At 39.4% G+C, this 11,643-nt stretch carries 4 protein-coding genes and 1 pseudogene; 4 read left to right on the top strand and 1 reads right to left on the bottom strand.

Translation table 11 applies throughout. The features are described 5' to 3' along the window. Window positions 1-156: pseudogene (locus ACNAV8_RS09635) on the bottom strand (IS1595 family transposase); the annotation flags it as partial. Window positions 157-256: 100 nt separating this feature from the next. On the opposite strand from ACNAV8_RS09635, the gene ACNAV8_RS09630 reads away from it, so the two are divergent. The 4 genes from ACNAV8_RS09630 to ACNAV8_RS09615 all read left to right on the top strand — a co-directional run bounded on the left by ACNAV8_RS09630 (window position 257) and on the right by ACNAV8_RS09615 (window position 11,586). Beyond that, a complete protein-coding gene (locus ACNAV8_RS09630) occupies window positions 257-2,002 on the top strand; it encodes a ShlB/FhaC/HecB family hemolysin secretion/activation protein (protein ID WP_103855558.1) in 1,746 nt (581 codons plus the stop codon). 33 nt (window positions 2,003-2,035) lie between these two features. Then, on the top strand, window positions 2,036-10,411 hold the full coding sequence (locus ACNAV8_RS09625) for a two-partner secretion domain-containing protein (RefSeq protein ID WP_415777636.1): 8,376 nt from the start codon (window positions 2,036-2,038) through the stop codon (window positions 10,409-10,411). Between the two features lie 2 nt (window positions 10,412-10,413). Continuing rightward, window positions 10,414-10,815, top strand: coding sequence for a hypothetical protein (locus ACNAV8_RS09620; RefSeq protein ID WP_103855285.1), 402 nt, complete (start codon window positions 10,414-10,416; stop codon window positions 10,813-10,815). 249 nt (window positions 10,816-11,064) lie between these two features. Continuing rightward, window positions 11,065-11,586 (top strand): hypothetical protein, encoded by a 522-nt coding sequence (locus ACNAV8_RS09615; protein ID WP_103855286.1) that lies wholly within the window; start codon window positions 11,065-11,067, stop codon window positions 11,584-11,586. The last annotated feature ends 57 nt before the right edge of the window (window positions 11,587-11,643 follow it).

The following is an 11,643-nucleotide window of genomic DNA, read 5'->3' as shown; positions in this document are numbered from 1 at the left end:
GTCAATCACAAGCCTGATTTTATGGTAGAACAAAGCGGCTGTATTAGGTTGAATATCTAGCAAATTTGCTGCCGTTCTTGCAGTAACTTCTGCGATAAAAAACTCCAGCAGTTTTTTCTGTATGGATTTCTTTAATTTACAATGTGTTATCTTCATTTTTGTAGTATAGCATTGTTGCTAATCTACTACAGCCCCTAAAATTAAAATATAATTTATTCTTGATTTTTACGGTTTCTTAATTTTTGTAGGGCTATATATGAAAAAGATAGCGGTATTGATTTGGTTTTGCAGTTTCTCGTCATTATTATCTGCGGTAGAACGACCTTCTCCAGAATTAAACCGTATTGATGCTCAACAGCAACAACGCCAAAAGGAGCAAATCCAACAGCAAAACGAACGGCTTCGTTCAGATGCTGATGTAAGAATGGAAATTTCTTCAGAAAAACCTACCGCACTTCCCTTAAATGAATCTCCTTGTTATCCCATTCAACACCTTTCCATTGTAGATTATTCCGCTGATAACACCGTGAAATCGAGCCAATTTCAATGGGCATTAAATAAAGCCATCACACAATTAAACCTCAAATTGCCACATTGTTTCGGGGCTCAAGGATTAGGCATTTTAATGAAACAGATGCAAAATAATGTGATTGAGCAAGGCTATATCACAACCAGAGTGGTGGCGAGTGAACAAGATTTAACGCAAGGCATATTTTCTTTAACGGTTATTCCAGGGCAAGTTCGCCATACCATTATTGCTGATGCAAGTCGCATTCCTTGGTTTAGTAAACTTACCGCAAAAACCGCATTGGCATTTAAACAGGGGGATTTAATTAATCTCCGTGATATTGAACAATCGTTGGAAAATCTCAAGCGTGTGCCAACGGCGGATGCCAACATTGAAATCCTTCCCGCCGATAACAGTGCTCAGCTTGGTGAGAGCGATATTAAAATTACCTATCAACAGCGTTTTCCTTTCCGGTTAAGCGTAAATTTAGATGATTCAGGTTCAAAATCCACCGGAAAATGGCAAGGCTCAGCAACGCTTTCGTGGGATAACTTGTTTTCTGCCAACGATTTATTTTATACCACCTTCACACATAGCATAAAACGCCATACGGACGATGACGGGCGTCGTGCCACAAGAAATTATGGTTTCTATTATTCTGTGCTTTTTGGCTACTGGGCCTTCTCTGCCTCACTGTATAAAACAAATTACCATCAAGAGGTTTTCGCTGCTTTTAATAATAACTATCTCTATTCTGGACAGAGTGAAACAACCAATTTGAATCTCTCCTATTTGCTTTATCGTGATGCGGTACGAAAAACCACAATCTCAGGTGGCTTTTGGTCTCGCCATTCGAAAAACTACATTGATGACGCTGAAATTGATGTTCAACGCCGCCGAATGGCAGGTTGGCAAATCAACTTGAGCCATATTGAATATATTAAGGCAGCAACACTGAAACTTTCTGCAGGATTTAAATGGGGAACGGGCGTACGCGGCTCTATGAAAGCTCCTGAAGAATATTGGGGAGAAGGCACATCTCGCCCAAAAATCCTCACTGCATCGCTTGAATTTAATTATCCTTTCCACATTGGCAAGCAGGCTTGGGCATTTAACACTGATTGGTCAGCACAATGGAATAAAACAACGCTTATTCAGCAAGATAGATTAAGCATTGGCGGACGTTATACGGTGCGAGGTTTTGACGGTGAACTCACCTTATCAGGGGAACGCGGTTGGCTATGGCGTAATGAGCTTAGTTGGAATGTGGCGAATAAGGGGCATTGGCTATATCTAGCACTTGATGGCGGCAGGGTAATGGGACGTGATGAAGAAATGCGTCTTGGTCATCACTTGATGGGTACGGCACTCGGACTACGCGGAGGTTGGACGCACTTTTATTATGATGTGTTTATTGGACGCCCATTAAGCAAACCGCGTGGTTTTAAAACATCGCATAGCGTAACAGGCTTTAATATCGGCTTAACCTTTTAATTTAGTGCATTAGGCTTAAACGAGGATTTTCTTATGAATAAACATAATTTTCGTGTGATTTTCAGCAAAACACTGCAACGCCTTATCGTGGTGTCTGAACTGGCAAAAGCGGAAGGCAAAGCAAAAAGTGAAATGCCTCAAACACAAAGTGCGGTTGGTTTTTTACCGATTTTTGCCACCTTAAAACCGCTCACTTTCCGTTTATTCTGTGCTTTGGGTTTTGTTTTTTCCTTCTCTGCATTTGCAGAAACCTTAATCATCAAAGCCGATCCTAATGCACCTAAAAATCAGCAACCCATTATCCTTCAAACTGCTAATGGATTGCCACAAGTCAATATTCAAACACCCAATGATAAAGGGCTTTCCCATAATAAATACCAGGATTTTAATGTAGATAAAAAAGGGGCAATTCTTAATAACAGCCACAAGACCACTCAAACTCAACAAGCTGGATTAATACAAGGCAATCCCTATCTTGCACGTGGTGAAGCCAAAGTCATTCTCAATGAAGTCACCTCTACAAATCCAACCCAACTGAAGGGGTATCTTGAAGTGGCAGGGAAAAAAGCCGAAGTAATTATCGCCAACCCAAATGGGCTGCACTGTGATGGCTGTGGCACGATTAACGCCACCCGTTCCACAATGACCACAGGCAAACCACTGATTGAAGAGGGACGTGTAACAGGCTTTCAGGTCGAAAAAGGCAAAATGAAAGTCAGCGGTCGGGGTTTAGATAACAGCCGTGTAGATTATACGGATATCCTTGCTCGAGAAGCAGAAATCAATGCAGGCATTTGGGCAGGCAAAAAGCTCAATGTGGTTACAGGGAAAAATACCGTCAAACAAGCGGATCTTGCCAATACCGACAGTGAACTACAAATTACCCGTATTGACAGCCAAAATCTCAGTGAAAATACACCGCACTTTGCCTTAGATGTGAGTGAACTTGGCGGTATGTATGCAGGAAAAATTCATCTTGTTGGTACTGAGCAAGGATTAGGCGTGCGTAATACAGGGCATATTGGGGCGAGTGCGGAGAATTTAGTGATTGACTCACAAGGGAAAATTGTCAATAAAGGGATACTCAGCGCCGCTCAACAACTCAGTGCCAAAAGTCAACTCGATATTGAAAATACGGGGCGTATTGAAACAAAAACGCAAAATATTGAATTACATTCAAATACGGGTATCAAACAAAATGGGCAACTTATTGCTCGCCAAGGTGCTATCAACGCAAAAACAAAGAATACCTTAAGCCAAACGGGGACAACCTTAGCACGAGGAAACATTCATTACCAAGCCGCTAACATTAACGCAACGCTAGAGTCACTTATTGCTGCCGGTGTGATCACCACGAATGCGGAGAATAAGGAAACCCACCAATTAGCCTCACAATCTGCACAAGAGGCAACCATTGATATTCAATCGGAAAATATCGCTCAACTGGCAGGGCAACAGGCTGCCTCAGGTAAATTTAATGTATCGGCTCAAGTAATTAATTTAGATCACAGCAGAAATAATGCTTATGGGATTTCTCTCCACGCTAATAATGGTGATGTCACGGCTAACTATAGCCAATTAAGTGCAGTGGAGAATTTAACCATTTTTACGCCACAAACCCTTTCCACCCAACATAGTCAACTGACTGCACAGCGTATTCAAACAACGCAAAAAGATTTAAATATGCAGAATGCACAATGGCAGCAGCTTGGCACGGAGCATTTTCGCTTAAATGCCAATACGATTTCCCATCAAGGTGGCACCTTAAGTGTGGGAGGAAATTTTACCCTTGACGCTGAGAACGTGGATAATACGGCTGGCCGTTTTATTTCGGGTAAGCAATTTACGCTTCGTGTTAAAAATCAATTTAATTCTACACAAGGCTTAGTTTTTTCTGGCGACAATTTGAGCATAGAAAGTGGCAACTTAATCAATGATAATGGCGTAATTCAAAGCATTGGTAATGCCGCTATCAATACAAAAAATAGCAAAATCTCCAATAAAAATACCCTTACCGATGATAATAGCAAAGGAATTATTGCGTTAGGTGATTTATCTATTAACAGCCATCAGATCGATAATAGCAGTGGTTTTATCGGCACAGAGAAAAAGCTGAACGTAAATACAAATCCGTTAAATAATGCGAAAGGCACAATAATCGGATCTGAGACAAGCCTCAATACTGGTAATCTCAATAATGAGAATGGCACAATTTTGGCGAACAAAACGCTGACAGTAGTCTCAAATATGATCAACAATGTTTTGGGTGCATTAGGTAGCCAAGGTACATTATCGCTTGATACTCAGCAGGCTTCTCTCAACAACCAGCAAGGACAAATTTTTGCTAAGCGAGCAGCGTTAAAGACAGGTGAAATAAATAATCAACAAGGTTTATTACGCGGTGATGAAGCACTTACATTGAATACCCATTCTTCACTATTAGATAACCGTTTTACTCAACGCACCAATCAAGGCATTATTGGATTAGGCGAAGTGTTGCTAGACCAAGTCTCTCAATTAAATAATACTGAAGGGCGTATCGCAACAGGGCAAAATTTAACGGTCAATGCCCAATCACTCCTTAATACCAAAGGAAATATCAACGGGCAACAGAATACGATAATTCAGGCTGCACAAGTTGATAATAAAGAAGGCACAATCTGGGGTGGGAATGTCAGTGTAGCTGCAACAGAAGTTGATAATCGAACCTTATCTGCTCAAGGCTCCTTGATTGGTGCGGATAATCAATTAACTGTGAATGCTCAACAACTCCATAATCAACAAACCAAAGCCACACAAACAACACCGACACAGGGGCTGCAAGGAAAACAGCTTCAACTCAATATTTCACAATTAAATAATCAGAATGGAGGGATTTATGCCACTGAAAATCTTTCTGCACGGGTTGAACAAATACTCAATAATCAACGCGGTGAAATTTTGGGTGGGAATACGGTTTCGATTTTATCCCCGCAACACCAACTGGTTATTGATAATCAAGATGGGCTGCTGGAGGCTGGGAGACAGTTCAATATAACAGCAAAAACCTTACTTAATGAAGGAACCATTAAAACAGCTGGGAATGCAGTTATCCAATTAACAGATGATTTTACCTTAAATCACGCATTTCAAATTGGGAATAATCTCACCTTTAGCGCAGCGGGGAGCTTTGTCAATAATTCCCCTTTAATTGTCGGCAACCAAGCAATGTTTACAGCCAAAAATCTCCTGAACAATAAAGAGGCTGAGATTTCATCAAAACGGACATTAATTAATACCAATACAGTGACAAACTATGGGCTCATTGATGGTACTGAAAATATAATTAAAACGGGGATATTGAATAATCTAGGTACGGGTAAAATTTATGGTAATCACCTCGCTATTCAAGCTGAACAATTAAATAATTTAAATGAGGGTGATAAATCAGCAACGATAGCCGCTCGAGAAAAGCTCGATCTCGGTATCCATACTTTAGTGAATAAAGATCATAGTCTCATATTAAGCCTTGGAAATTTATCTATTGGTGGTGAGCTTGATGAGCATAATCAAGCAACGGGCAAAGCGACCTTAATCGACAATGGTAGTGCAACGATTGAAGCCCTAGGTGATGGGGATATTCGTACTGAAAAACTCTTTAACCACGATTTACATATTAAAACAGGTATTCAAACAGAGAAAGAATATTTTGAAGAACACGCTTTAGGAAATAGTAGTACTCGCTATCGAGGCAATACAAATGGGAAAATTTATGATGGCGTATATTATGTTAATAATGGAAGCAGAGATCAACATTCCTACTTTCGTCTAAATAACGGTAAAAAAGTATCGGGTTTTGGTTGGTATTCTTGGTGGTATAACCGTACAACAGAAACAACAACACTAGAAGATAGCGATCCCGCTAAAATTCTGATTGGTGGATCATTACACTTATCTGGTCAACACCTTCATAATCAATACAGTCAATTATTAATTGGCGATCGTTTATCCCTTGATGATAAAGTTATTACCCAAAATCTACGTGATAACCTATCTTCTGACACATCAACCCTTATTAATGAAGATTTAATTGGCAATATCGATCGTAATGATAGTGGGACTTATCGTATTGAATACCGTATCAGAAAGAAAAAAGGAAAAACGCGTTACTATCATTACCATCGTAATGGTCTAAAGTATGAAGATGTTCACCCGACAGAACATTTCAATTTCAACTTGGTATTAAACGAAATTGGTTCCCCGGTTAATGGCACTGGCGTAAACATCGCTTCTCAGGCAGAAAGTGCGAACATTGCATTAAAAAATGTATCAACAACAGCACAGAATGAAATTATTTCTGGTCAGGTTGTTGCCCACTACCCAGAACAATTAGGAAATGACCGAATACCAACCATTAAAACCCATTTAGTGGATATTCGTCTTCCACAAGCAAGCCTTTATCAAATCAACCCTGATGCCCCTAATGGCTATTTAGTGGAAACCGATCCTCGTTTTATTGACCGTAAACAATGGCTTGGCTCTGACTATATGTTTAACGCATTGCGTTACGATCACGAAAATGTACAGAAACGATTAGGTGATGGTTATTATGAACAACGCTTGATAAACGAACAAATTCATCAACTTACGGGGCGTCGTTTCCTCGATAATTACAGTTCTGACATCGAACAATATAAAGCGTTAATGGATAGTGGTATCCATTATGCGAAGAAATTTAACCTGAGTTTAGGCATAGGTTTAACGGCTGAACAAATGGCAGAGCTAACCTCAGATATGGTGTGGTTTGTGAATAAAGAAATCACTCTACCAAGTGGCAAGAAACTGACTGTTCTCACCCCACAAGTTTACCTTGTTTCCCGTAACCTTGATGTGAGTTCACAAGGGGCGTTAATTTCAGCAAGAGAAATTGTAGGAAGCCTCAATGGCGATATCACTAACACAGGAACCATTGCCGGGCGAAATCTAACCGCACTTTCAGCCCAAAATCTCAATAACCAAGGGCTTGTTTTGGGGGATTCCGTTAATTTACTTGCGGAGCAAAAATTAGTCAACCTTGGCGGTAAAATTGAAGCATTAAGTCGTGCTACATTAGTTGGCAAAACAGGCGTTGAAATCGCAAGTACAACAAGTAGCCGAGCTTATCAAGATGACTTTGGTAATGAATTTAACCGCACTAATTTAGATAATCTCGCCAGCATTAATGTCAAAGATAAAACTGGAAAATTGACCATTTACAGCCCACAAGGCGTTACCACTAAAGGTGCTGTACTCAATAGTGCAGGTGAAATGCTTGTTCAAGCCAAACAGATTGATATTGGTACGATTAATATACAAAATAAAACGGATTACAATGCGGATGCGGATAATTACTATCGTCTAAATCAACAACAAGAAGTCGGCTCCCAACTGAATGGAGGAGGCAATATCACCCTTGTGAGTGAGCAAGGCACTGTCGTTCGCCAAGGAGAAATCCATAGCGAAAATGGTGATGTTAATCTTTCTTCAAATGGTGATATTCGCATTGAAGAAGGACGCAATAAAGAGCAACTTTCTTCGAGCTCAAAAGGGACAACAAGTGGATTCTTAAGCAAAACCACCATTATCCGTAAACACGCACACAATAATGATTTAGCCAAAAGCTCAATCATTGATGGCAAAAATGTTACCTTTAATACAAATAAGGGAAATCTCACTATACAGGGTTCTTCTGTTGTAGCGGAAAATAATCTTATTGCCAAAGCCAAGAACATAAGGATTCAAGAAGCTGAAAACCGTATTTATTCAGAAGATTTTTATAGTAAACAAAAATCAGGGCTAATGGGCTCGGGCGGTGGCGTTGGTTTTACCGTAGGAAGCAAAAAAGACACCACAGAAAATGATCAAACTAAATATTACGCTACAGGCAGCCAAGTAGGCAGCCTAAAAGGGAATACTACCCTACTTGCTCAAGACCATTACCAACAACAAGGCAGTACGGTTTCTTCTGTTGAAGGTGATGTGAATATCGGTGCGAAAAAAGTCGATATTTTGGCAACCGATGACAAATACGAAAGCCATTATAAACACACCATGGAACAAAAAGGCTTCACCATTGCGGTAAATATTCCTGTGGTGCAAGCGGTGCAAAATGCCCTTGCTGTAGCGGAACAAGCTAAACAAATGGGCGAAAGCAAACATAGCCGTGTTAATGCAATGGCAGCAGCGAACACTGCGTGGGGTGCATATCGAGCAGGTGAGGGTTTAATGAAAGCCAGTGAAACCTTAAGCCAAATGGCGAATGGTAATCTAGCTCAAGGAGCGATGAATGCCAGTGTGTCTATTACTTATGGCGAACAAAAAAATGTGCAAACCACCGATACTCAAGGCAACACTGCCACAAACAGTGCAATTAACGCAGGAGGAAAAGTAATCATTACCGCTACAGGGGCAGGCAAGGCGTCAGATATTAACATTGTAGGCTCTGATGTCTCAGGCAAACAAGGCACAATCTTACAAGCGGATGATGAAATCAATTTACTGGCTGTCAAACAAACCCACCAAGAACGCAGCAAAAATAAATCTAGTGGGTTTAATGCGGGTGTGGCAGTGAGTTATGGCTCTGATGGTTTTGCTTTTGGGATTACCGCAGGCGGCAACTACGGCAAAGGCTATGGCAATGGCGATGAAACCACTTGGCGAACAAGTCATATTGGCGATAAAGGTAGCCACACCATTATTCAAAGCGGTGGCGACACCAATATCAAAGGCGCTCAAGTGCGAGGCAACGGCATCATGGTTGATGCGGAAAACCTTAACATTGAAAGCCTGCAAGATACCATGACCTATAAAGGCAAACAAATGAATGTGAGCGGTCAAGTAACCGTTGGTTACGGCTTCTCAGGCTCAGCGAGTTTCAACCAATCAAAAATGAATGCCGATTATGCTAGCGTGCAAGAGCAATCTGGTTTATTTGCAGGCGATGAAGGCTATCAAGTCAATGTGCGGAAGCATACGGATTTAAAAGGTGGGTTAATTACTTCCACTGCACAAGCGGAAGCGGACAACAAAAATAGCTTCAGTACAGGCTCGCTTTCTTATTCAGATATTCAAAACCATGCAAATACTAGTGGAAGTGCCTTTGGCGTGAGCGGCTCAGTTGCCATGAATTTTGACACACCATTTGGTGAACATGGACAAGCACAAAGCAATAAGCAAGCTGTCAATGAACAAGGTGAGAAGTTATATATTGACAGTCAGGGCAATCAAACCACTGCAAGCCGAGATAGTTCTGGGAAAGAGAATAAAGTCAAATTAGCGGAGGGTTTAGATTCGCTAACGGGTAATCTATCTGTTGGTTTTGGTTATGAAAAAGAAAGTCAATCCAGCGTAACGAAAAGTGGCATTAACACCACAAATCTTCATATCCGTGATGAAAATGCACAGCAATCACTGACAGGAAAATCTGTTGAAGAAACGCTGCAAGATATAAAAACCGATATTACAACAGAATCAGCAGAGCAACATTCAGGTAAGTTAGCAAATCACTTTGATAAAGACAAAGTACTAAAAGAACTGAATATTCAAGTTAAGGTAACAAAAGAGTTCAGACAAAATGCCTTTTCAACGATAGATGCTTATGTTTTGCCGAAACAGGCTGAGTTAAGAAAGCAAATTAAAGAGGCAAAAACAGAAGAAGAAAAGACCGCACTTTATAATGAGATTTATAAACTCCAGTATCAAAAACGATTGCTTGAAACCGTGGTTGGTATTGTTTCAGGTTCACCTGATCTTGCAATTACGCAAGGCACTTTACAACTAGCAGCGACAAAAATGCGAGAGGAAACCTTAGCTAATTCACGAAAATTTAAAGGCATTATTGATGCTAAAACAGGTAAGAAAATCAGTAATGTTTCCTATGATAGTGGTTATTTTGATGGTGTGAAGTTAGGTGGGGTTAGGGTTGATGTTGATGCTATTTGTGGTTCAAGTAACGAGCGTTGTACTGTAAATTCTGATGGTAGTTATCAATATATTGGTGGTGTATCTAGTAACGGAAAACAAATTCTTACCTTAAAAGATGCGATTGATGTAGATTTAAATCCTGATGCTAAAGATATGTATGGACCAACAGGTGGTTTTCAAGCAATTAAAGGCGGATGGTATTTGCCATTTAATACAACTATTTCATATGAGGTTGGAAGTTTTTCAGATAGATTGGTAGAGTCTTTTGCTGGAACTCATGACCTAATAGGAGGACAAGCATGGGGTTTTTATAATTCGCAAGGAAATACAGCACAGAAAACAGCAACAGAAAAACTTAGAGCTGAAATAACAACAACTGCTGCTATTCCTGCTGCAACTCCTTTTGCAGTAGCGGATTTAATGTCATCTGATTTTGTAGAACTTCTATTTCAGTTAGGAGGAAATTAAAAATGAAGAAACTCTTGCTTATTTTATCATTATTTATCTTAAATGGATGTCTATATTCTTTTGAAAATGGTTGTATTAGACCAATAATTCAAACAGTTTCATCAAACTGTTATAAAAATAGAAAATATTTTCCATATGTAGCATATTTTCAGAAAGAAGGAACTATTGGTCACACAGATCCTACTATACGGTGGAATGATGTAAAATCTTGTGGTGGAATTAATATATCTCTTAAAGACAATACATTCAAATTGAAGAATGAAAGGGATTCTAAGGGTCTTTTTAATCCTGATGCATATAATGCTTTTGACCAATGTATGGAGAAGAAAGGATATATTCATTTTAAATATGAAGACTGTGGATCACAAGAACCTAAATGGAATAAAGGAAAATGTAACCTTTAAAAAATATTGATCAAGCCAGTTTATTCAAATGAATTATTGGGTGTGATTGCAGAAGGAAATCGAACACGCCAATATAGTAGCGACATTGTCAATTGAGACTATTTTAATTATGTTACTTCGCCAAAAGGTATAGTTGATCCTGTTATTTGGGAGGATTTATTAGTTGGAGGAGGATTAAAACTTGGAAGAAAAGCCCTTTCAGCTACAAATAGAGCCTTAACAGCAACAGGTGAAACTTTAGCAAAATCTATGGTATCAAATGAAGCAATTGTATTAGGTACATTTGCGGATACGGAATTAAAGCTGATGTTGGAAAAACTCGCAACGAATAGTAAGTCCTACCTAGATAATTCATTTAAAGCTGCAGCGAATGCACCAATGAAAACCACCCTTACTAAAGGGGTGGCGGCTGGTATCGCTTCACTAGGTGGTGAAGTTTATGATTACACTAAAGATAATAACCCGAAAGAGCTAACAAAAGACAACTTATATAAATCAGCGACGAATGTCACTAGTGATGCCTATAAAGGATTGCTGTTTGGAAATACCAATATAGGAACAACTATTATAGGGAATAGCCTTGTAGATAAAGCGGTAACTGGAGAAAGTAATTTAGAGCAGAATGCGGTTTCTGGGATAGAAGGGGAAATTATTGATAAACTAATTCCTACTGTGCCAGGTAGAGAATTTATTATTGAAGGATCACAAAAATTTCTTAATAAGGGGATTATAGAGAATGAAAATAAAGAGGAATATTGTAAATATTTTTAAGGAAATAGCAAAGAATTTTTTAAAATAATAGTTGTTTTTTTTTATGGTTATTTTTTT

The sequence above is a fragment of the Avibacterium endocarditidis genome, from assembly GCF_965138825.1.
Taxonomy (GTDB): domain Bacteria; phylum Pseudomonadota; class Gammaproteobacteria; order Enterobacterales; family Pasteurellaceae; genus Avibacterium; species Avibacterium endocarditidis.
This window is presented reverse-complemented; position numbering and strand designations above follow the sequence as displayed.